This window comes from Actibacterium sp. 188UL27-1 (assembly GCF_016901225.1).
Lineage (GTDB): Bacteria > Pseudomonadota > Alphaproteobacteria > Rhodobacterales > Rhodobacteraceae > 188UL27-1.
Window position 1 is genome coordinate 87,192 of record NZ_JAFEUL010000011.1, and the last position, 22,430, is coordinate 109,621.

Here is a 22,430-nt window from a genome sequence, read left to right on the forward strand (position 1 = left end):
TCAAGCGTCCTCGGTCGGTCGGGCGGCGTGTTGTTGGGCGCGGTTGGTCCACAGATCGCGGGCCATGGCGTCACCTTCGGCGGGTGTCTGGCACAGGCCAGCGGCGATGAGTGCAAGGCCGGCAGTGCCGACCACAACCGCTTCGGCAAATGGATCCTGCGCTGTCCCGTGCCACAGATCTGCCAGCGGCGGTGTCGGATGATCCGGCTCATGCAAGCGGCGCGTGGCATTCAGCAGCGGTGCGGCATCCAAGGTCGCCGCCGCGCCGCCTAAAAGCCCATAGGCCTGGGTCAACTTGCCGGGATGACGCTCGAACTCGCCACCGCCGCCTTTTACCACCAGAATGGTGCTGCGCCCCAATAGCGCGCCCGCATCTTGCTGCAGGTCGCGATAGGAGGGATGGAACACACCTTGCACTGTGGCCATGGCCTCTGCCGGGTTCAGCATCCGAAGGACCGTATTAACGCAGGATCGCAGCCCCAGTATGTCGCGCAGCCTAATCAAATTGTAGCCCGGGCGCGATATGGCCTCAAGCGGGACATAAGCGATACCACAGGTTTCAAGCCGTGCGGTGGCTTCATGGGGGCTGGATACTGCAGGAATGTCCAAGGATGCCAACGCATCGTTGACAGAGGCGAGCGGCGATTGATGCGAGTTCCAGCCATGCAGCAGCACTTTCTGCCCCGCGGCCGCCAGCAGCTTGGCCGACAACAAAAACAGCGGGCGGCCGCGGGTGCGACCGGCGGCATAGCTCGGCCAGTCGAGCGTCGCAGGAACGGCTTTCCAAGACCCCAGATCGTCCAGAACGGCACGGGTGAAACCCGCGATCTCAGGCGCGCTCTCCCCGCGATAGCGCATCAGCATGAGCAGTGCGCCCACAGCCTCGGGAGCCGCATCGCCTGACAGGATAAGACGCATCGCCTTAAATGCCTCATCCTCGGTCAGGGCGCGGGCCCGACCGGGGCCACGGCCAAGAATACGAACATAAGGGGCAAGGGTCATTCGGCGGCCATCGGTTGACGGGCCGTCAGCAATGCGGCCAGTTCAGGTTTGCACGAGCCGCAATTTGTGCCGGCACAGGTGCGTTCCCCCAACTTTGCCACGGTTCGCGCGCCGCTCGCAATCTCGGCGCGCAGCGTATTGATGCCAACGCCGAAGCAGGAACAGACGATTGCACCCGGGTCCGGCGTATCCGCGCCGGGACGGCCCGCCAATGCCACCAGGGTCGATGTGTCGGTGCCGACAAGCGTCACGATATGGGCGCGGGCGGCGGCCACGGGGGTAGAGGCGGCAAAGACCAGTCCGGTGATGTGGCCATCCTGCACGATGGCGATGCGCGCCGTGCCCGTGGCGGGGTCGGCCACCACACTGGCTGTGCCGTCTGTTAGGCCCGTCAGGCATCGCGCCTCAACCTCCCAATTACCCACGGCTTTGACGCCCGCCACTTCGGCCCGCCAGCCCGTTTCAGTTCGCGCGATGGCCGCATAGGGGCGCGATATGTTAGGTCGGGTTGCGGAGGCGACAAAGGCGAACCATCTGGCCTCAAACTTCGCGATTTCGACTCGTCCGGCTTTTAGCGCTGGCTGGCCCGAAACCGGGTCGGTGATCGCATCAATCATGGGGTTCGAACGACCCGCAGGAGCGGTCTGCGCTGTCCAGTGCATCGGGGCGAAGACATGCCCTGGTTGGATCGCGGTTGAAATCAGGACCCGTAAAATCGCCTGCCCCCCCTCCGCCGTGATGCGGGCCAGATCGGCGTGGCGCAGGCCAAGGGCCACGGCGTCCTCCGGGTGGATCTCAAGATAGGGTTCGGCCATGTGTGCGTTCAGGCGCGGTGCCCGGGCGGTCCGTGTCATCGTGTGCCACTGGTCCCGCACCCGGCCCGTATTCAGATGAAAATCTGTGTTCTGTGCTACGACAGGTGCCACCACCGGCAACATCTGCGCCTTTCCATTGTTCGTGTAGAAACCGCCATCCGCAAAGAATCGCCCCCCCGGCTGTTTATCCTTGGGCACCGGCCACTGCACCGGCGGCAAGGCGTCATAGGCAGCCTGATCAAGGTCGGCAAGGCCGGTCAGGTCAAGGTCACGCCCGAATTGCACCGCGAGGGCCGAGAGGTCTGCATATTCGCGAAAGACATCGTCGGGGCCATGGTAGGTGAAGGCATCTGCCCAACCCATGCGTCCCGCCACATCGCTGATGATCCGCCAATCGGGACGTGCCTCACTGGGTGTGGGCAGAAAGGCGCGCTGGCGTGAAATGCGGCGCTCGGAATTGGTGACGGTGCCCGATTTCTCTCCCCATCCAGCGGCAGGCAGCAGAACATCCGCCAGATCGCCGGTATCCGTGCGCGCCATGATGTCGGAAACGACGGTAAAGGGCACGGCGCGGATCGCCTCGGCCACGGCGCGCGCATCGGGCATCGAAACGGCGGGATTGGTCGACAGGATCCACAGGGCTTTGATCTTACCATCGGCGCAGGCCTGAAACAGATCGACTGCCTTCAGCCCGGGTTTGGTTGCGATTGTCGGGCTTTGCCATCCTTGCTGAACCGCGTCGCGGTGGGCCGCATTTTCCAGATCCAGGTGCCAGCCCAGCATATTGGCCAACCCGCCAACCTCGCGCCCGCCCATCGCATTGGGCTGACCGGTGACGCTGAACGGCCCCATGCCGGGCCGCCCAATCCGGCCCGTGGCCAGGTGGCAATTCAGGATCGCATTGACCTTATCAGTGCCGCTGGCCGACTGGTTCACACCTTGGGAATAGACGGTCACGACCCGTTCGGTCTCGGCCCACAGGTTCAAGAAATGCTGGATATCGTGCGAAGAAAGACCTGCATTGTCGTTGGTCATCTCTGCTGTCTCAAGCGCGGCATCAATGCCATCGACATGGGCATCGATGTAATTTGGGTTGATCTTGCCTTGCTGGTTCAGATGGCAAAGCAGGTTATTGAAAAGGGCGACATCTCCATCAGGGCGGATGGCCAGGTGCAGGTCGGCCAGATCGCATGTGGCGGTGCGACGCGGATCGATCACGACGACTTTCATCGCAGGCCGGGTTTGCTTTGCGGCGGCGATACGTTGGTAAAGAACCGGGTGGCACCATGCCAGGTTCGATCCGACCAGCACGACCAGATCGGCCTGCTCCAGATCCTCATAGGTTCCAGGTACCGTGTCGGTGCCAAACGCGCGCTTGTGGCCCGCCACGGACGAGGCCATGCAAAGCCTTGAATTCGTGTCGATATTGGCCGATCCGATGAAGCCTTTCATCAGCTTGTTGGCGACATAATAGTCTTCGGTCAGCAATTGGCCCGAGCCGTAGAAGGCCACACTATCGGGGCCATGTTCGGCGATGGCCGCTTTGAACTTTGACGCGACCAGATCCAGTGCCGTGTCCCAATCGGCCCGTGCGCCGTCGATCTGAGGGTGCAGAAGCCGCCCTTCCAGATCCAAGGTTTCGCCCAAGGCAGCCCCTTTCGAGCAAAGACGACCGAGGTTTGCGGGGTGGTCGGGATCTCCGGCGATGGACCCATCGGCCCCCGCCAGAACTCCGCAGCCCACCCCGCAATAGGGGCATGTCGTCCGAACCTGTGTCTTGGTCTGGGTCATGCCCCGTGGTCCTTCTTATTCAGCCGGGTGCCCGAAAGGGGCGGGCTGTTCGGTTGGTGTCGGCTTGTAGTGGGTGGCGTAGATCATGGCGCCTACAAAGGTCAGACCGCCCACGAGGTTACCGATGACGGTCGGGATCTCGTTATAAAGGAAGTAGTCGGACCAGGTGAATTCTCCGCCCAGCATGATGCCGGAGGGGAAGAGGAACATGTTCACGATCGAATGCTCGAAACCCAGGTAGAAGAAGACGAGGATAGGCATCCACATCGCAATAACCTTGCCCGACACACTGGTGGACATCATGGCTGCCACAACACCGGTGGAGACCATCCAGTTACACATCACGGCCCGGACGAAGAGGGTCAACATACCTCCGGCACCTGCCTCTGCATAACCAACGGTGCGGCTTTCACCGATCACGCTCAGCTTTTGGCCCACCGCGTTGGGTTCATGGGTGAAGCCGGTGGTAAAAATAATCGCCATGAACAACGCCGTGGTCATGGCACCGGCAAAATTACCGACAAAAACCAGACCCCAGTTGCGCAGCACGCCCTTGACGGTAACGCCGGGCCGTTTGGCGATTAGCGCCAGTGGGCAAAGGGTAAAGACACCCGTTAGCAGGTCGAAACCCAGCAGATAGAGCATGCAAAACCCGACCGGGAACAATAACGCACCGATCAGGAAATTGCCGGTATTGACGGCGACGGTGATGGCAAAAGCGGCGGCCAGGGCCAGGATCGCGCCCGCCATGTAGGACCGGATGAGCGTGTCTTTCGTAGACATTTTGACCTTCGCCTCACCGGCGTCGATCATTTTTTCGGCAAAGTCGCCGGGTGTTACATATGACATGGTTTAGTGTCCCTGTTGTGGTTGCGATGATCCGCGCGTTGACGGCATTTACGCTGTTGGACCAGCGTCTTGCTCCTCCACATGGAACCGAACTCTCCCCGGTCCGAACCTCGGTCGCTTAGGCCGCGCGGCGCATCAGGCAGGCCGCGTCCAGCAAAATGCGGCCCTCCTCGATACGGGCGGGGTAGGTGTTGACAACGCCTTCATCTGCCCCCTGGGCCTGTCCCGTCTCAAGCGAGATCACCCAGTTATGCAGCGGACAAGTGACCTTGGTGCCGTGCACGATCCCTTCGGCCAGTGGTCCGGCCTTGTGCGGGCAGGCATTGTCCAGGGCAAAGACCTGGTCATCGCCGGTCCGAAATACAGCCACACAGCCGAACGCCGTCTTGATCATGCGCGCGCCCCGGGCAGGTACATCCTCCAACGCGCCGATATCGATCCAATTGGTCATTCCGCGGCCTCCAAAGTCAGATTGGCAAGGGGTTGATAGGTTTCGGCCTTGTCGCGTGCATGCTCTGCCCAAGGATCTTTGCGATAGATGCTTTGGGACAGCTCGAACCGGTCGGCCAATGCGCGGCGCGTGTCTGGATCGTCGATCTGATCTTTGATCCAGTCGAGCCCGACCTTGTTCATCCACTTGTAGATCCGGTCGAGGTATTTGGCATTCTCGCGGTAAAGCTGTGTGACGGCCGCGACGACTTCCATCGTCTCGTCTTCGGTGGCCACCTGGCACAGAAGCTCGGTTTCCTTGACATCCATGCCCGCCGCGCCGCCGATGCTGACCTGGTAGCCGCTATCGACGCAGACCACGCCGATATCCTTGCATGTGGCTTCCGCACAGTTGCGCGGGCAACCCGACACGGCCAGCTTCAGCTTATGGGGCGTCCACGACCCCCACAGCATCTTTTCCAGTCGAATCCCAAGGCCGGTGCTGTCTTGTGTGCCAAACCGGCAATGATCGGTGCCCACGCAGGTTTTCACCGTACGCAGCCCCTTGGAATAGGCGTGACCCGAGACCAGACCGGCCTTGTTCAGATCGGCCCAGATATGCGGCAGATCCTCGCCCTTCACGCCCAGCAGGTCGATCCGCTGACCGCCGGTGAATTTGACCGTTGGTACGTGGTATTTGTCAGCGGCATCGGCGATGGCGCGCAACTCATCAGGGTTCGTGATCCCGCCCCAGATCCGGGGAACGACGCTGAACGTGCCGTCTTTCTGGATATTCGCGTGTTTCCGTTCGTTGATGAACCGGCTTTGCGGATCGTCCTGATACTCCACCGGCCAGTCGGCCAGCAGATAGAAATTCAAGGCCGGGCGGCAGACATGGCAGCCGCAGGTCGTCTTCCACCCAAGCTCTTGCCAGACGGCGGGCATGCTTTTGAGGCCCTTGCTTTTGATCAACCGCCGCACTTCTTCATGGGCCAGATCGGTGCAACCACACATGCTCTGCGCGGCGGGGATGACGAAATCATCACCCAATGTTGCACCCAGAACCTGTTCGACCAGCCCGGTGCAGGTTCCACAGGACCCGCTGGCCTTGGTCACCGTCCGAACGGCGGCCAGATCGGTGGCGCCATCCTGAATAGCGGCCACAATGGTGCCCTTGGAAATGCCGTTGCAGCCGCAAATCTCTGCGTCATCCGGTAAGGCTGCAACGGCCGCCATAGGGTCCAGGGGGGTCCCTCCCTGGAAGGCGGGGCCAAAGATCAGCGTCTCGCGCATCTCGGCCACGTCGGTGCCGTCCTTGATCAGGCCAAAGAACCAGTTGCTGTCGGCGGTGTCGCCGTAGAACACCGCGCCCTTGACGCGGTTCTCTTCCAGAACCAGCCGTTTGTAGACGCCACGCGCCGGGTCGCGAAACACGATATCCTCGCGCCCCGGGCCATCGGCAAAATCGCCTGCGCTGAACAGATCACAGCCCGTGACCTTCAGCTTGGTTGAGACCTCCTTTTGGACAAAGGCCGCCTCCTGCCCCAGCAGAGTCTGCGCCACGACCTTGGCCTGTTCATAAAGGGGCGCCACCAGGCCGAATAGCGCGCCGTTATGCTCCACACATTCACCGACGGCCAGGATATCCGCGTCGGAGGTGACCATCTGGTCATCCACATGAATGCCCTTGCCCACCGCCAGCCCGGCCTCTGCTGCCAGCGCGGTATTAGGGCGAATGCCCACGGCCATGACCAGCAGATCGCAGGGCAATTCGGTCCCGTCTTCCAGAAGCAGACCGGTGACATGGCCGTCCTTGCCCAGGATCTCCTTGGAGTTGGCCGAGCATTTGACGGTAATGCCCTTGTCAATCAGGGCCTTGCGCAGCAGATAGCCCGCGGCCTCGTCCAACTGGCGTTCCATCAGATGGCCCATCAGATGGACCACGGTCACATCAACACCGCGGGCGGCCATGCCAGCGGCGGCTTCCAGGCCCAGCAGACCGCCGCCGATCACGACGACCTTTTGGCCCTCGACCATGGTCATCATGCGTTCGGTATCTTCCAGATCGCGATACGCGATGACCCCTTCCAGGTCATGGCCGGGCAGGGGGATCATGAACGGGTTCGAACCGGTCCCAAGCAGCAGTTTGTCATAAGGCACGACATCGCCATTGGCCGCGGTTACGGTCTTGGCAGTCCGGTCGATCCCGGCGACCTTTTCGCCAAACCGGCAGGTCACGCCATTCTCGTCATACCATTCTGCGGTATGGGTGACGATCTCGTCATAGGCCTTGTCGCCCGACAAAACGGGCGAGAGCATGATCCGGTTGTAGTTCCCGCGCGGCTCGGCATTGAACAGCGTCACGTTGTAAGCATCCGGTTCCGCATCCAGCAGATGTTCCAGTGCGCGGCCGGTAGCCATGCCCGCGCCGATGATAACAAGGTTCTGGGTCATTGAACGGTCTCCCCATAGGCGGCTGTGATCATGACCGAGGACAGTGTGCCATAGGCTGTTTCCCAGGCCGCGCGTGTCTCATCGGTAAAGTCGTCGCCCAAACCGCTGCTGAGCGTATCCAGCAATGCCGCACCGACGGGCGCGTAATGCTCTGCCTTCACACCGTAATCCACGTGGGCGACGGCCAGTTTCTGGGCAACGGGCACCACCGTTTCCAACGTTGTTAACCCACGCACAACAAAGCCCAAGGTGGTCATCAGTTTATGGGCCTGCTCCGTCATGTCGCCGGTGAAAAACGGGCGAACTTCAGGCGCGATCTCGAACAGGCGGCTATAGAACATCTGGCCAGCGTCGCCTGCGATGGGCTCTACCTTGGCAAAGCTCGATTGCACCAGATCAATATCATTCGGTGTCATGGCTCACTCCGCAGCGATGGCTTGGGGTTTCGGCTTGGGCTTGGCGCCGTGCTCGTATTCCTCAAGGAAATCAAGCACCTCCTGCCGATACGTATAGTAATCGGGGTGCTCCAGCAGCGCCTTGCGGGTGCGGGGCCGGGGCAGATCGACGTTGACGATCTTGCCGATAGTGGCTTGGGGGCCGTTGGTCATCATCACCACGCGGTCGGCCAGCAGGATCGCCTCGTCCACATCATGGGTCACGCAGATCGCGGTTACCTTGGTGCGCGACCAGACCTCCATCAGGACCTCTTGCAACTCCCACCTTGTCAAGCTGTCGAGCATCCCGAACGGTTCATCCAGCAGCAGCAGTTTCGGAGACAGCGCAAAGGCCCGCGCGATGCCGACCCGCTGCTTCATCCCGTTCGACAGTGCATGGGCGGGCTTGTCCATCGCCTCGGCCAGGCCCACCCGTTCCAGGTAGTAATCGACAACATCCTGTCGCTCGGCCTGGTTGGCACGGGGATAGACCCGGTCGACGCCGAGGCTGACATTCTCCCGCGCGGTCAGCCAAGGAAAGAGGGAGGGCGCCTGAAACACAACAGCACGCTCAGGGTCGGCGCCCTCCACATGGCGACCATCAAGCTTGATGGCGCCTTTCGAGATCTCGTTCAGGCCCGCGGCCATGGTCAGGACCGTGGATTTGCCACAGCCGGAATGCCCGATCAGGCTAATGAACTCGCCGCGATCAAGCTTGAGGTTAAAATCCTCAACCACGGTCAGCGGGCCCTTGGGCGTGGGATAGACCTTATGCAACTGGCTGAAATCCAGGAACCTTTGGTCGATCAGCCCTTCCTGCGCCTTGGCAATGGCTGTCGGTAGGCCATGGATCGGGGTGACATTGGGCAGCTCGGTCGACCCTTCGGCCTTTGCGTCGATCCCCAAATCCATCAGGTATTTGGTGATTTCGGCCCGCAGGGTTTTAAAACCGTCATGGTGGTTCATCTCAATCCGGTCCCGGGGGCGGGGGATGGTGACCGTAAAGGCCTCACCCAGTGTTCCGTCCGGGTTCAGGGGAATGATGCGGTCGGCCATGATGATGGCTTCATCCACGTCATTGGTTATCATCAGGACGGTCTTTTTGTCCCGCTCCCAGATCTCAAGGATCTCATCGGCGAGGTTGGCGCGGGTCAAGGCATCGAGCGCCGAAAGCGGTTCATCCAGCAGCAGCAGATCGGGCGACATGGCCAGCGCGCGGGCCACGGCAACACGCTGACGCATCCCGCCGGACAGCTCTGCCGGGCGGCGCTCGGCCGCGTGGCCCAGGCCCACCATCTTGATGTAATGCAACGCTTGTTCGCTGCGTTCGGCTTTGCTGAGCTTTGGGAAAACAGTATCGACCGCCAGCCCGACATTGCCCTGCACCGTCAGCCACGGCATCAGCGAATACGACTGGAAGACCAGACCGCGCTCAGGGCCAGGCCCGGTAACGGCCGCGCCTTTGAACTCGACGGAGCCTGTATCGGGCATCTCCAGCCCAGCGACCAGGTTCATCAGGGTCGTTTTTCCGGTGCCGGAGAAGCCGAGGATGGCGACGAACTCGCCGTCCTCGATATCCAGATTGATATTCTGCAAGACCTTGGTGTGGGCCGTGCCCTCACCGAAGCCTTTGTTGACGTTGGAAAGTTCCAGGATACCCATCATGCTCACCGTGTCGCTGAGTAGGTGAAGGCGGATTGGATCGCGTACATCATCCGGTCCAGCAGGAAGCCGATGATACCGATGGTAAAGACCGCGACCATGATCTTGGCCAGCGACTGGCTGGAACCGTTCTGGAACTCGTCCCAGACAAATTTGCCAAGGCCGGGGTTCTGGGCCAGCATCTCGGCCGCGATCAGGACCATCCAGCCGACACCCAGGGACAGGCGCAGACCGGTAAAGATCAGCGGCAGGGCCGAGGGCAGGACCAATTTGGTGATCTTCGTCCAGGTGCCCATCTTCAAGACCTTCGAAACGTTGACCAAATCCTTGTCGATTGAGCTGACACCAAGTGCTGTGTTGATCAACGTCGGCCAGAGTGAGCAGAGCGTGACGGTGATCGCCGAGGTCAGGAAGGATTTTGAGACCATACCATCGCCGCCGCTGTAGGAGGCTGAGACGACCATCGTGACGATGGGCAACCAAGCGAGCGGCGAGACTGGTTTAAATATTTGTATCAAGGGATTAAGGGCCGCGTTGGCAGTTTTTGACAGGCCTGCCGCGATACCCATGGGAACAGCCACGATGGTGGCGATCAGGAAGCCGAAAAACACCGTCTGGATCGAGGTCCAGATCTGGTCGTAATAGGTTGGCTTTCCTGTATAAATCCGCTCTTTGACGCGGTCGGTGCGGCCATCGGCGATGAGCTTGGCGTTGCGTTCTTCCTGGCGTTCATAAAAGGCCACTGCTTTTTCGCGTTCGCGCACGTGATCGGCGTGGAGATTGCCGACCTGTTCCCACACTTGTGCGGGGCCGGGGATGGCACCCAACGACGTCTGCACCGTGGGCGCCAGCGTGCCCCAAAGAACCAGGAAGCCCGCTATGGCGAGTAGGGGCACGGCCAAAAGCTGCCAGATTTCGCGAACCTGTGCTTTGGGGTTATCCCCTGCAATCGCCTTGAGGACCGGTGTCATCCAGGCCAAACCGATCACCTGAAACCAAGCATCGGCTTTGTTGATACGGGTAAAGACCTTGGCTTTGCGCGCCTCTTTCGCGGCGTCTGGACCAAGGCTTTCGGGATCGATGGCTGTCATGATGCACCTTTGGAAAGAAGCGGTATTCGGAGCGTATGGAAACCATGCAGAAAGCATACATATCCCATACATACGGTTTGTTCGGTGGGGTCAGAGGGTGTTAACCCCTCCGACCGGGGTAAGACGGGGTCAACCCCGCCCCCGACCTAGCCTTGGACTTCGTTGCCCACGACCTTTTGCTCGCCCTTCAAGCCGATGGGCAGGCTTTCGAGATAGGCATTGGGCGTGCGACCGTCATAGCCGATCCCATCGATGATATCGCCGGCGGGTGTCGCCTCCTTGTAGCCGTCACTGTCCCACGGGAAGTCGGCCTCGTTCGCCAGGCCTTCATCGACCAGCATGCGGGCGGCTTCGAGGTAGATCGCGGGCTTGTAGACCTTTTGCGCCATCTCGTCATACCAACTGTCCGGCTTGGCTTCGGCGATCTGGCCCCACCGACGCATTTGGGTCAGGTACCAGACAGCATCCGAATAATAGGGATAGGTCGCGTTGTAGCGGAAGAAGACGTTGAAATCCGGGATTTCGCGCTTGTCGCCTTTTTCAAACTCAAAGAAGCCGGTCATGGAGTTCGCGATCACCTCAGCATCGGCGCCGACATATTCGGAGCGCGCCAGGATCTCCACCGCCTCCTGGCGGTTGGCGTTATCGTTCTCATCCAGCCAGATGGCCGCACGGATCAGCGCCTTGGTCAGGGCCAGCGTGGTCTGTGGATTTTCCTCCTGGAATTTAGCGCTAAGGCCAAAGACCTTTTCTGGATTGTTCTTCCACATCTGGTAATCGGTGATCACCGGCACACCGATCCCTTTGAACACGGCCTGCTGGTTCCACGGCTCACCCACGGCGTAGCCATAGATTGTGCCAGCCTCCATCGTGGCGGGCATCTGGGGCGGCGGTGTTACAGAGAGCAAGACATCAGCGCCGATCTGGCCCGAGACGTTCTGGGGCGAATAATAACCGGGTTCGATCCCGCCGGCGGCCAACCAATAGCGGATTTCGTAATTGTGGGTCGAGACGGGGAAGACCATGCCCATGTTAAACGGCTTGCCCTGGTCCTTGTAATCCTCGACCACAGGTTTCAGGGCGGCAGCGCTGATCGGGTGGACAGGCAGGCCGTCTTCGCGGCTTTCGATATTGGGGCGCATCTGCTCCCAGATTTCATTCGATACGGTGATGCTGTTGCCGTTCAGGTCCATGGAGAAAGGCGTTATGATATGCGCCTCTGTCCCGTAACCGATGGTGGCAGCAAGCGGCTGTCCCGCCAGCATGTGGGCACCGTCCAATTCGCCGTCGATCACACGGTCCAGCAAGACCTTCCAGTTGGCCTGGGGTTCGAGCGTGACGAAGAGACCTTCATCTTCAAAATAGCCGTTCTCATAGGCGATGGCGAGCGGGGCCATATCGGTCAGTTTAATAAAGCCAAAGGTCAGCTCATCTTTTTCAACATCCAAAAGCTCTGCCATTGCGCCGGTCGAAACCAAGGCGGTGGTGGCAAGGGCTGCGGTGAAGATGGATTTCATGTGTCTTCCTTTCGGGCCAAAGAGAGGTGGCAGGATGGGTGGGACAGAAAAAAGCGCCGCACGATCATGTCGTTGCCCGGGAGGAGGAGAGGGCGTTGACAGATCGAGCGGCGCTGCTCTGGCGCGTCCTGCGACGGTGCAGGGCGGAGCGAAGCGACATCAATGTTGCCTCGCGTTAACAATGTGGTAACCGGGTGCTGCATTGCAGAACAACCGGTTTTCGCGCGCAGCATCAGGTTGCTCGAGATTACACCCAACGATGCCTGATTTTTGAGCGGTCAACTGGATGCAGGGTCAAAAATCGCGCCATCGAAAAAGGCATCCGGTCCCAGAATCATATCCCCTTTGACTGACGCGACCGCTGTGCGGTGGATCATGCTGCCTTCCAGTTTCTCGGACGCGCCGGGCATATCAACGCCCAATGGCGCGAGATTGGCGCGGTACAGATCGGGGCGGAAACAGGCCTTGGCGGTGGCGATGGAGGCCGCGCGGTCCAACCCGTGGCGGGGGGCCAGGCGGTGGGCAATCCAGGCGGCCTGGCTGCGCCAGGGGAAGGTCGCACCCGAGCGGGCGAAGTGGAGAAAGCCCGTGACATCCTCTCCGATACTGCCGGGGCTGGGCACGATCCGGCCCATCAGGGCGCGGTCGATCACGGCGTCGGGCAGGTCCAGATGTTCGGACCGGGCGAGGATTTCGCTCGCGAGTGTGCGATTATCCTTTTGATCCAGCCAGCGGCAGGCGCGAAAGACCGCGCGCATCAAGGCGGCGGTGGTTTGGGGCGCCTCGTCGGTCCAGCGGTGGCGCACGGCGAGCACCTTTTCTGGCGCAAACTGCCAGATGGCGCTGCCGGGAAGTATGAGTTCGCCCACCTGCGCCTCAACCGTCTGGCTGCCCCAGGGTTCGCCCACGCAAAACGCGTCGATCTGGTTGTCAGCCACGGCTTCGGCCATGCGCGGCGGCGGGATGGTGATGATCTGCAGCATGCCAGGGTCCGGCAGGTCGCAGCCCTGGAGCCAGATATGCAGAAGCTCGGTATGCATCGAGAACGGGAAGGGCACGCCGATGCGGAGCGGGTTCCGGGCGCTGCCCAGCAGGGCATGGCCGGTTTCCATTGGCGTTTGGAAGCCACCATGCCAGCCTTCGGCGCGCATCATTTGGGCCAGGGCCGTGCTGACGCCGATTGTGTTGCCGTTGACCGACAAGACCATCAGCGCGTCGATCCGGCAGGGGATACCGCCAAGACCGAGGGACATGGCGATCGGGAGCGGCGACAGCATCTGCGCGCAGTCGAGGTGACCCAATGCCAGCAGATCGCGCAGGGCCGACCAGGAAGGTTGGCGCAACAGGTTGAGGCGGATGCCCTCTTCGATGTCAAAGTTAAGGGCGCGGGCGATGATCAGGGGGGCGCTGTCCACCAGCGGGACATAGCCGCAATCAAGCTGTTGGGGTGTCATAGGAGCAGGTCCGAGGCGGTGACGAGCGCTTCGGCCACGTCGATGACCTTGCGGCCTTGGTCCATCGCGGTTTTGCGCAGCAGGCTATAAGCCTCGTCCTCTGAGATGGATTTGGCGCGCATCAGCAGGCCCTTGGCGCGGTCAATGGTTTTGCGTTCGGCAAGGGCCTGTTTGGCCGCTTCGAGCTCTGTCCGCATCTGGCTGACCATCTGGAATCGGGCGATTGCGGTTTCCAGGACGGGCTTGATGCGGTCCTTGCGCAGGCCATCAACGACATAGGCGCTGAGCCCGGCGGCAAGGGCGGAGCGGGTCATCTCGTCATCGGAGCGGTCCACAAACATGGCGACCGGGCGTTCGGTCGCGCCAGAGGCGGCGGACAGGTTTTCGAGCAGGTCACGGTTGGGATTGGCCAGATCGATCAGGACGAGGTCGGGGTTGAGATCAGACAGTTTGCGCGCAAGGCCCACCGTATCACCCAGGACGGTGACATCGGTCCAGCCGCCCTTGGACAGCCCCTCGATGATATCGCGGGCGCGGTCCCGGTCGGGTTCGACAACGACGATATTCAGGCTGCGATCCATCCAAGCGTTGATCGAAGCGCGCGTTCGGAGGGTAAAGCGAAAGCCGTTGATCAGGCGACAAAAGTCGAACCGTGTGGGTTGATCCGGTTGCGGATTAGGCGGGTCTGCCGGTTTATTGTGCAGGTGCAGAAAGAGGGCGATTGGACCGCCGTGTCAATCCTGTTCGGCCTGGCTGCTATCTGCGTTGGGCGGGCCCTGCTCTGCGCTGGAGGGGGCGTGGGTCTGGGCGGCCAAATCTGTCAGGCGCCGCCAAGTTGCCAACCGGATGGGCACGCGGGTATTTTTCGCAAGCAACGTATCGTCGGCCAGGACGCCGCCGATGCTGCATTTGGCATCGAAGATATCCCCAGCCGCGATCATATCTGCATTTCCCAGCAGGGCCATGCGATCCCCATCCGTCTCAATGGCGATATCGGGCCACTCCAACGTCACTGGCGTATCCAACTGCCGAGACGCAGCAGCGGCGAATGGTGCCAGGATCAGCGGATTGCGGACCGCGCTGGTCGAGATCGGTTCTGCCCGCAACAGGATGGCCGAATCTGCCAGGCTGGCGCCGGTGCAGATGGGACAAAGCCATTCTCCGCGGGAGGTCCATTCTCCATCGCCTTGCTTGGTCTGGGGCAAGACTTTGGACAGCGGGGCATTTGCCAAGGCGTCCAAGGCGTTGGTCATGATGATGAGCCCCTGAACATCGAACTGACTGAGCCACGAGGCTGCCCAGGCCGCTTCATCGGCAAGCCCCCAGGGCAAGCCAACGGACCTTGATGCCTTGCGAACCAAAGCATCGACTTCATTCAGGGACGGCTTCACTTTACCATCCGTGGAAAAGGCCAATCCTCGGCAGTATCCGGGGTCAGGGTTTCGGGAAATGGGGCGCCCGCATACATGCAGATGCGCAACCAGCGGTCGGATTTCGGATCGAACCGGGTTGCCCCAAAAAAAGCCAGCACACAGCGCAACAGATCGACCGGATGCATGTCCGCCGAGATCGTGTTGTCTCTAATTTCACTGTAAGGTGCTTGGAGGGCGGTTTGAATACGGCGCACGGTACTTCGATAGACAGGATCATTCATTAACAACGTCGCGATGCGCGCATCCTCGGGCCAATCTGTCAAGGCCTGATAAAGTCGCGAGACATCCCGACCGGGGGCGACAGGCTGTGCATAAGGGGCCAGCGCGTCGGTCATTCTGTCGCTCAGGCGGGGCTCCAGTTTGTCGGCAGAGACATACCAGATCCGCGCCGAATTCCGGGGGTCATCCCAGTCGATAGACAGTGCCCAATCGTAGCGGCGCCGAATGTGATCCTTCAACGTGCCAACGGTCATTGTGCCGTCAATGGGCATGTATCTGGGATTGGGAACAGCCATGGTTTGAGCGAGGTCATCGACCAGATCGCCATGGGGTTCAAGCATCAGCGAGGTAAGGCATTCCTGCCCTTCCAGCGACAATGCCCCTTCTGACCAAAGATAGAGTTCATTCCATGGATAGTTTGTGACAAATTCATCACTATCCATGTGGCTTGAGAGAAGGGTCAGATCCTGCTGAAGGCCGACCAACTTGCGTCCCTGCATCGGATCCCCGGTCTCCCACGAGGCGACGTGCTGTCGGACTTGCGCGAGGCGGGACCGAAAGGTGGCCATAGCATCGTCTGTGGCCATCGACAGCGCGCGCACCCGGGCAACCGCGGTTTCACGGGCGGCAATCCAGTTATGGATGAGCCGGGGGTGGTGCATGACGAACGGAGCAAGGCCGAGCCCGGTCGCATTGCCCACGCCCAATTCCTGCGCCAGATCCGCATCAAGCGTGGCGGCACGCTCGCCGCCTTTGGCCAGTGCCATGTGGTTTGCCAGATCACGGACAAACAATCGGATGAGGTAAACAGTCAACATTTCGGCCTGGAAGGGTGCAGAAAATTCCGGTCTATCTTTAATGTAGGCGAAATCTGCCGCGCCGAATTTTCCTGAGCCATAAACCGCCGTGGTGCGCATCAGATAGCCGGTGTCGCGCAAGCGCTCGATATCGGGTTGATGCCCGGCGGCCAGGGCATCGACGACATGGGCCCAAAGGCGGCCGGAACGGTTTGCGCGGGACAGAACAAGCTCCTTCTCGCTGATCCGACCCGCCTCCTGGTGGGGGACATTTCGCGAAAGACGGTTAATGTCATCCGCGCTCGGTTCCCCGTCAACTAGTGCAAAAGTGGCATCCCACGCCGTGGCGATCACGCGGTCCGACCGTTGTGTCGGGGGCAGATCGTGGGAAAAGGCCACCAGGGCGTACCGGCGCTGTGGGGTTGTCACAGTATAGACGGCATGCCCAACCCCATTGGTATCAATATCAAAGGTCGTTTTTGCAAAGGTCCATGCGTCCCGGGCCATGCGCCGCATCAGAATGCGCATGAAGGACAGCCTGCATTGGTGCGATGCTCCCAGACGGGCAAGGCGCATCACGGTTTCGGGGGGGCGCTTGGGCCGGGTTTCGCTGTGATCTTGCGTCTGGCTCATTACCGCAGCTTAACCCAACGGCGCGAAATTGTCCTCAAAGAACACGTACCAGTTGCGACCCATGATCCCGTGGATGTCGTCTTCGGCCATGCCGGTGTCTCGCAAGCCCCGTTCAATGGCACCGAAATCCCGGTTGTCCTGAAACCAGCCGGGCATGCGCGGAAAGCCGGGTTGCGTAGCGGAGCCTTCGCCGTAATCCGTTTGCTTTGTCCACCGTCCGACCCGCATCCAATCGACCACGCTATGGGGCTGATCCTGGCACAGATCCGTGCCCAATCCCAGATGGCGGGGGCCGACAAGATCCGCGGTGCGGGCGATCATCTCGCAAAACGATTGCAGGCTGCAGGCGCTGCCATCCTTCAGGTGATGCGGGTAAAGGGAAAAGCCCAGCATCCCGCCCCGTTCTGTCACGGCACGGATCACGTCGGCGCGTTTGTTGCGCCGCGCCGGGTGCCAGTCATGGGGGTTGGCGTGGCTGATGACAATGGGCCGGGTTGAAGCCTCGGCGGCCTCCAATGTGGAGCGGTCGGCGGAATGGCTCATGTCGATGACAAGGCCGACGCGGTTCATTTCGGCGATCACCGCGCGGCCCATGCGGGTGAGGCCGGGATCCTCGGCTTCGTAACAGCCGGTCGCCAGAAGGGATTGATTGTTATAGGTCAACTGCATGAAGCGAATGCCAAGGGTATGCGCAATCTCCACCAGGCCGATATCATCCTCGATCGGACTTGGGTTTTGGAAACCAAAGAAAATGGCCGTTCGTCCCGTCCGGCGCGCGATGTCGATGTCGCTGGCCCAGCGACCGGGCAGGATCAGATCGGGATGGCACCGGAACCGATCATTCCAAGCCTCAAGGTTTAGCACCATTTCCCGAAAGGTTTCGTGGTAGGCAATCGTGACATGGACCGCGTCTACGCCGCCCTCGCGCATTTGCCGAAAAACCTTTTCCGACCAGTTTGCGTATTGTAGGCCATCGATCCGCAAGCGCGCGGATCAGCAGACAGTGATGGGTGGGTAGCAGCCCACCATCTTACCACCATGGGATGTGGTGTCTCCCAGACGCATGATGCCTTTGCTGTTGATCTTGACCCGGCTGGATCCCTTTTGGGCATTGGCCTTGGTCGGGACACCGGTGCACAGGCACACGCCCCCTTCGACCAGCACCGGGATGCCGTTTATCTTGACATGGCTTTGGCCTGGGGAAATTGCGGGGCCGCCGATATGGGGCCGCGGCACCAGTGACGGGCAGGCATGAACGTGACCCAAATGGCAAATCGGTTTGCTGACCATGATATGCGTCCTGAAATGACTTCCATGTGTAATATGGTGATGTTTGCAGGTCAGGTCAAAGGGGCTGCGCCGGTGTTTGACACGAAAAAGGGGCAGGCCATCGGCCCACCCCATTTCAATCCGGTCAATGACAGATCAGGCGATGAGGAAGGCATCATCCGTGATCGGGTTGGCTGGCGCCGGCCCGAACTGGTCATTGGGGTCGAACGGGTTGTTGAGGAAGGTATCGTAGCCCAGATCCTCAAGCGTCGCGACCGACATGTTCGACAGGTAGGTGCGCCCGAAGTTCAGCGATGGCGTGTTCAACTCCGCGCCAAAGGTGCTTTCATCGAAATGGCCGCCCCCCCGTTGCATGGGGATGCCCAGATTGGATCCGCCGTCGCGCGCGGCGATCTCGCTGAATTCCTGGTTGTAGACCCGGGTGGCGAATTCACCGGTGAAGCGGTCGTTTTCTAGCAAGTTGTTTCGATTGAAGAGCGTGCCAAAGCCAAGCGCGTGGAAAAACTCGTGCACCACCACATCGTCGAGCCGGTCCACGTCGGCCAATCGACTTGCATCGGCGCGGTCAAAGGTTGACGCGCCGAGCGATGGTAGACCTTCGGGGCCAAGGGCGCGCGGCCCGGCAAAGGCCAGCGTTCCGTTCACGCCGTCGATATCGTTCAGGTTGACGTCGATCCGGATGTCATCGATGGCCGGTTGGCCAAAGCGGGCCGGACTGTCCTGCGTATCACTTATGATCACGTCGCTCAGGAACTCCGCGGCATCGACAAAGGCGCGCTGTATATCGACGGTCCAGCCGCCGCCCTGAAAGTTGAGGTCGATGTTGAAGCTCGTCGCCGCAGGGCCTCCGCTCGTGTAGCTGGAGATCACGCCGTTCTCGAACGGGTCCCCGCCCGGATTTGGGTCAGGCGTCGGGTCGGGATCAGGTGTCGGATCGGGGTCGGGCGTTGGATCTGGATCAGGGGTTTGATCAACGACCGTGAACGCGATCGTATCGTTGGCCAGCTGCTCTCCTTGTGCGCGGTCTTGGCTGAACGCGTCGTAACGCAAGGTGTAGCTGCCTTCGCCAAAGTTGTTGATCCCGCGGGTAAAGTCGCCCGCATTGTCACCAAACAGCGTGTAGGGGTCGAAATTCTCAACCCGGTTGATGCTGCGAATATTGCCGTCTTCGCTCTCACCGGAAAAGCGCAGGCGGATGCTTTCCAACTGATCCGAGTCGCTGGTGCCGTAAATGGTGACCGGCCGCCCCGCGATCAGATTGGCATCGATGACGGCGCCATCGGTCAATTCGGCCAGGATCTGTTGCTGGCCTACGCCGCCGCGGATGTCGACGAGGAAGAAGCTGACCTCGGTCTCTGCCGGTTCGGGGTCAGGCTGAGGGGCCGGTGCGACCACTGACACGGACACTTCAGCCTCGCTCGTGCCGCCATTGCCGTCGGTGACTTCATAGCGGATCGCGGTGGTGCCTTCGAACCCGTCGGTGGGGGTCACGGCGATCCGGCCATCGCGAATTTCGGCAGTGACACCATCGCCCACATCCAGCAGACGCGACAGGGTCAGCGTGTCACCATCGGGGTCACGATCATTGATCAGCGCATCGACCAGGGCAGGCGCACCGTCATCAATGGTGACTTGGTCGTCCTGGGCAACGGGCGCACGGTTTGTCTGCTCTGACGGTTCGGCCACCGTGAAATTGAGTGTTGTTCGTTCCAACAACTCACCGCGGGCATTGTCCCCGCTGAATGCGTCGTAGAATAACGCATAGGTGCCGCCGTCCAGTGTCAGGCCCGAAAGGAAGTCACCGTCATCATCGCCAAACAGGGCAAAGGGCTCAAAATTCTCGACCTTGAAGCGGCTGTCGATGCGGCGGCCATCTTCCAGCTCCTGAAAGAACAGGCGTACGCTGTCCACGTCGTTGCGACCTTCGGTAGTGGCGTAGATTGTAACCTGGCGGTCTTTCAGCAGATCGGGGTCGATGGCAGTGCCATCCGTCAACGCGGTCAGGATCTCCTGCTCGTCCACGCCGCCGGAGATATCGGCGAGAAAGAAACGCAGCTTGGAATCTTCGGCTGGCTGTTCGGGCGCTGGCTCCGGGCCGACATCATCATAGGGGTCATGTTGGTGGCTGTGGTCACGTCCACAGTCGCATCCCTCGCCGCAGATATGGCCTTCGTAATAGGAGCTATCCAATATCGCAGATTTGTCTTCATCGGGGTCTTCAGAGGTGCCAGCCGTTTGGAAGATATCTGCGCCGCGCTCGCGTCCCCACCAGGTCTTGTTGAATTGCCCCGGCCACATATGACACCTCATTTTGGTTGATATTGGATCGTCCGATAAGTTGGCGTGACGGTAGTTTCAGGCGCGTCGCTGTGTCTAGCTACCCCACGGGGCGCTTAGGGGACCGGCAAGAAACCACCCATATTGAGGGAGCAAAAATGAGAATTTGGTGGCTTTCGCTGGCCTCAGTTTATTAGATTGAAGTAATGCAGGGAAGATGCTGGGATTGTTTCTGTTTTTGCGAGTGATCTCATGAATCACTTGAGCGAATCACATAGGCACAGACTTCAACCAAGGCGTGATTTCACGTCGAATTTCATCATCTTATCGGGTTGTTCTGGCGGCGGAAAGTCCACCTTGGTTGCGGCACTGGCTGCGGAAGGGATCTCAACGGTATCAGAGCCCGGGCGGCGGGTTTTGCGCGCTGGCGGTCCTGACCCGCAGACCGCGCCCGAGGCATTCGCGCAGGCGTGTTTGTCCATGGCGCTGACCGATTTACGTGATGCGGCGGATCAGCCTGGCCCGGCCGTTTTCGACCGGTCGGTCATTGATGCGCTGTGCCATCTGGAGCGGCTGGGATGCGAGGTGCCTGATCTGGGGCCCTTGCCGTATCATCGCACGGTTCTGTTCGCGCCGCCTTGGGCTGAGATCTTTGTGGGCGATGCCGAGCGGCGACATGGGTTTGAGGCCGCTGTTGCCGAATATGACGCCTTGTCCATCGCCTATCCCGCCCGCGGATATGATATTTTGGTTCTGCCAAAAGTGCCGTTGGCCGAGCGTGTGGCATGCATGCGCCAACATCTGGCGGGTCTGGCCGATACCTCGGACGCAGGATAAGCAGGTCCGAAATTGGGGGAGGGCAGATATGATCCCGGTACGAGGATATCGCGGTGCGCGGGTTGGGGTTTTGGGGCTCGGGCGGTCTGGTCTGTCGGCGGCGCGGGCGTTGGAGGCCGGTGGGGCGACGGCCCTGTGCTGGGATGACGGGGCGGAGGCGCGTGGGCGCGCCGAAGGTGCCGGGCTGACCCTGCTGGATCTGTCCCGGGAGGGCGCGGTGTCTGATCTGACGGTTCTGATCACCTCGCCTGGCATTCCCCATCTGTACCCCGCACCGCATCCTGTGGTCGCGGGGGCCTTGGCGGCGGGGGTGCCGGTGGACAATGATATCGGTCTGTTCTTTCGCTCCTACGCGACCGAGGATTGGGACCGGTTCGACACCATGCCCAAGGTCGTGGCGGTGACCGGGTCGAACGGGAAATCCACGACCTCCGCCTTGATCCACCACGTGTTGGAGCATGCCCACCGGCCTACGGATTTGGCGGGCAATATCGGGCTGGGCGTGTTGGAGATTGACCCGGCAGCCGATGGCGCGGTGGTGGTGTTGGAGCTGTCATCCTATCAGACCGAGTTGGCGCGGGCGCTGACCCCGGACATTGCCGTTTTCACAAATCTGTCGCCGGATCATCTGGACCGGCATGGGGGATTGGGTGGGTATTTTGCGGCCAAGCGGCGGCTCTTTTCCGAAGGCGGACCGGATCGGGCGGTGATTGGCGTGGACGAGGCCGAGGGGCAGTTCATGGCCGGGCAGATGGCGGAAAGCCCGGTGGATGACCGGGTGATCCGGGTGTCATCGGCGTCAAGGCTCAGCGGGCCGGGCTGGCAGGTCTTTGCGCGCAAGGGGTTCCTGGCGGAATGGCGCAAAGGGCGGCAGGTGGCATCGTTGGATCTGCGGGCGGTATCCGGGTTGCCGGGCGCGCATAACCATCAGAATGCCTGCGCTGCCTATGCCGTGGCGCGGTCATTGGGGCTGGCTCCGCGGGTGATTGAGGCTGCGTTTCACAGTTTTGCCGGGTTGCCCCATCGCAGTCAGACCGTGGCCGAGCGGGATGGGGTACGGTTTGTCAACGACAGCAAGGCCACAAATGTTGATGCGGCGCTGCAGGCCTTGCTGGCCTTTCCAAAGATCCGCTGGATTTGCGGTGGGCTGCAGAAAGAAGGGGGTCTGGACGGATTGGCACCCGGGCTGGACCATGTGGCCAAAGCCTATGTGATCGGGCGGGAGGCGGAGGCCTTTGCCCGAAAGCTGGGCGGGGTCGAGGCAGAGGTTTGCGGCACGATGGAGGCCGCCGTGGCCCGCGCCGTGGCCGAGGCTGAGGCAGGCGAGGTGGTGCTGCTGGCGCCTGCGGCTGCGAGTTTTGATCAGTATGATAATTTTGAGAAGCGGGGCGATGATTTCGTGGCCGAGGTCCAGCGCGTTTTGTCTGGGTGAGGTGCTAGGTGTTT

The 22,430-nt window shown here is 60.8% G+C and carries 18 protein-coding genes; 2 read left to right on the plus strand and 16 right to left on the minus strand.

Going from position 1 to position 22,430, the window contains the following annotated elements:
• The 16 genes from IU397_RS14935 to IU397_RS15010 form a co-directional block, all read right to left on the minus strand.
• Window positions 1-1,002, minus strand: a complete 1,002-nt coding sequence (locus tag IU397_RS14935) for a glycosyl transferase family protein (RefSeq protein ID WP_204415226.1) — start codon at window positions 1,000-1,002, stop codon at window positions 1-3.
• Window positions 999-3,608, minus strand: a complete 2,610-nt coding sequence (locus IU397_RS14940) for a nitrate reductase (protein WP_204415228.1) — start codon at window positions 3,606-3,608, stop codon at window positions 999-1,001. The genes IU397_RS14935 and IU397_RS14940 overlap by 4 nt, the downstream gene beginning before the upstream one ends.
• 15 nt (window positions 3,609-3,623) lie before the next feature.
• Window positions 3,624-4,457: a formate/nitrite transporter family protein gene (locus tag IU397_RS14945; RefSeq protein WP_204415230.1), complete on the minus strand. Its 834-nt coding sequence runs from the start codon at window positions 4,455-4,457 to the stop codon at window positions 3,624-3,626.
• Window positions 4,458-4,575: 118 nt separating this feature from the next.
• On the minus strand, window positions 4,576-4,908 hold the full coding sequence (gene nirD, locus IU397_RS14950; protein ID WP_204415232.1) for a nitrite reductase small subunit NirD: 333 nt from the start codon (window positions 4,906-4,908) through the stop codon (window positions 4,576-4,578).
• Window positions 4,905-7,340 (minus strand): nitrite reductase large subunit NirB, encoded by a 2,436-nt coding sequence (nirB, locus tag IU397_RS14955; protein WP_204415234.1) that lies wholly within the window; start codon window positions 7,338-7,340, stop codon window positions 4,905-4,907. The genes nirD and nirB overlap by 4 nt, the downstream gene beginning before the upstream one ends.
• Window positions 7,337-7,756: a globin family protein gene (locus IU397_RS14960; protein WP_204415236.1), complete on the minus strand. Its 420-nt coding sequence runs from the start codon at window positions 7,754-7,756 to the stop codon at window positions 7,337-7,339. The genes nirB and IU397_RS14960 overlap by 4 nt, the downstream gene beginning before the upstream one ends.
• 3 nt (window positions 7,757-7,759) lie before the next feature.
• Window positions 7,760-9,436 carry an ABC transporter ATP-binding protein gene (locus IU397_RS14965; protein WP_204415244.1) on the minus strand — a complete coding sequence of 559 codons (1,677 nt, stop codon included), beginning with the start codon at window positions 9,434-9,436 and terminating at the stop codon, window positions 7,760-7,762.
• A 5-nt stretch (window positions 9,437-9,441) separates the two neighbouring features.
• On the minus strand, window positions 9,442-10,527 hold the full coding sequence (locus IU397_RS14970; protein ID WP_204415246.1) for an ABC transporter permease: 1,086 nt from the start codon (window positions 10,525-10,527) through the stop codon (window positions 9,442-9,444).
• A 146-nt stretch (window positions 10,528-10,673) separates the two neighbouring features.
• Entirely contained in the window at window positions 10,674-12,044 is a 1,371-nt protein-coding gene (locus IU397_RS14975) for a CmpA/NrtA family ABC transporter substrate-binding protein (RefSeq protein WP_204415248.1), read from the minus strand.
• A 278-nt stretch (window positions 12,045-12,322) separates the two neighbouring features.
• Entirely contained in the window at window positions 12,323-13,498 is a 1,176-nt protein-coding gene (locus IU397_RS14980; protein WP_204415250.1) for a CmpA/NrtA family ABC transporter substrate-binding protein, read from the minus strand.
• A complete protein-coding gene (locus IU397_RS14985) occupies window positions 13,495-14,079 on the minus strand; it encodes an ANTAR domain-containing response regulator (RefSeq protein ID WP_204415252.1) in 585 nt (194 codons plus the stop codon). Before IU397_RS14985 ends, IU397_RS14980 begins: the two co-directional genes overlap by 4 nt.
• Before the next feature lie 153 nt (window positions 14,080-14,232).
• Window positions 14,233-14,889: a DUF3726 domain-containing protein gene (locus IU397_RS14990; RefSeq protein WP_204415254.1), complete on the minus strand. Its 657-nt coding sequence runs from the start codon at window positions 14,887-14,889 to the stop codon at window positions 14,233-14,235.
• The gene (locus tag IU397_RS14995) at window positions 14,886-16,580 is read right to left on the minus strand and encodes a hypothetical protein (protein ID WP_204415256.1); all 1,695 of its coding nucleotides are present in this window, start codon (window positions 16,578-16,580) and stop codon (window positions 14,886-14,888) included. The genes IU397_RS14990 and IU397_RS14995 overlap by 4 nt, the downstream gene beginning before the upstream one ends.
• 9 nt (window positions 16,581-16,589) lie before the next feature.
• The gene (locus IU397_RS15000; RefSeq protein WP_204415258.1) at window positions 16,590-17,564 is read right to left on the minus strand and encodes a membrane dipeptidase; all 975 of its coding nucleotides are present in this window, start codon (window positions 17,562-17,564) and stop codon (window positions 16,590-16,592) included.
• A 9-nt stretch (window positions 17,565-17,573) separates the two neighbouring features.
• A complete protein-coding gene (locus tag IU397_RS15005) occupies window positions 17,574-17,870 on the minus strand; it encodes a PAAR domain-containing protein (protein ID WP_204415260.1) in 297 nt (98 codons plus the stop codon).
• A 135-nt stretch (window positions 17,871-18,005) separates the two neighbouring features.
• A complete protein-coding gene (locus tag IU397_RS15010) occupies window positions 18,006-20,168 on the minus strand; it encodes an Ig-like domain-containing protein (protein WP_204415262.1) in 2,163 nt (720 codons plus the stop codon).
• A 231-nt stretch (window positions 20,169-20,399) separates the two neighbouring features.
• Between IU397_RS15010 and IU397_RS15015 the strand changes: the two genes are divergently transcribed.
• Both IU397_RS15015 and murD read left to right on the plus strand, forming a co-directional pair.
• A complete protein-coding gene (locus IU397_RS15015; RefSeq protein WP_255569815.1) occupies window positions 20,400-20,984 on the plus strand; it encodes an AAA family ATPase in 585 nt (194 codons plus the stop codon).
• 28 nt (window positions 20,985-21,012) lie between these two features.
• Window positions 21,013-22,416, plus strand: a complete 1,404-nt coding sequence (murD, locus tag IU397_RS15020) for a UDP-N-acetylmuramoyl-L-alanine--D-glutamate ligase (protein ID WP_204415265.1) — start codon at window positions 21,013-21,015, stop codon at window positions 22,414-22,416.
• Window positions 22,417-22,430 lie beyond the last annotated feature (14 nt).